This is a genomic window from Methylobacterium sp. WL6 (assembly GCF_008040095.1).
Classification (GTDB): domain Bacteria; phylum Pseudomonadota; class Alphaproteobacteria; order Rhizobiales; family Beijerinckiaceae; genus Methylobacterium.
In genome coordinates this window covers 1-713 of sequence record NZ_VRVH01000643.1, presented here as the reverse complement: position 1 = coordinate 713, position 713 = coordinate 1, and the positions used below count along the sequence as shown (strand labels likewise).

1 protein-coding gene is annotated in these 713 nt (G+C 72.1%); it reads right to left on the bottom strand.

From position 1 onward, the window contains the following. Nucleotides 1-36: 36 nt before the first annotated feature. Nucleotides 37-660 (bottom strand): ribonuclease D, encoded by a 624-nt coding sequence (locus FV230_RS28965; RefSeq protein WP_147730061.1) that lies wholly within the window; start codon nucleotides 658-660, stop codon nucleotides 37-39. Nucleotides 661-713: the final 53 nt, after the last annotated feature.

The following is a 713-nucleotide window of genomic DNA, read 5'->3' as shown; positions in this document are numbered from 1 at the left end:
GCCCCCGCCGGGCCGCCGCCGCGGGCCGGGCGCCGCTCAGGTGTGGGCGAAGATGTCGACCTCGGGCCAGCCGTCGAGGTCGAGCCGGGCGCGGGTCGGCAGGAAGGCGAAGCAGGCCTCGGCGAGATCCGTGCGGTTCTCGCGCGCCAGCATCCGGTCGAGGCGGTCGCGCGCGGCGTGGAGGTGGAGCACGTCGGAGGCGGCGTACTCCACCTGCGCCGGCGTCAGCGTCTCGGCGCCCCAGTCGGAGGATTGCTGCGCCTTCGACAGGTCGACCCCGACGCATTCGCGGACCACGTCCTTGAGCCCGTGCCGGTCGGTGTAGGTGCGCGCGAGCTTCGAGGCGATCTTGGTGCAGTAGACCGGCGCCGGCATCACCCCGAGCGCCCGGTACAGCACCGCGAGGTCGAACCGCGCATAGTGGAAGATCTTCCGCACCCCCGCATCGGCCAGGATGCCCGCCAGCACCGCGGGCACCGGCCCATCGCGAAGGATCTGCACGACGTCGGCCGAGCCGTCGCCCTTCGAGACCTGCACGACGCAGAGCCGGTCGCGATGCGGGTTGAGCCCCAGCGTCTCGGTGTCGACGGCGATCGCCGCCCCCGGCTCATACCCGGCCGGCAGGTCGCCGCGATGCAGGCGGATGGTGTGGCTCGGCATTTTTTCGGACGTTTGGGGGTGGGGGTTTTTGGCGGGTATCATCCGCTGGGGTG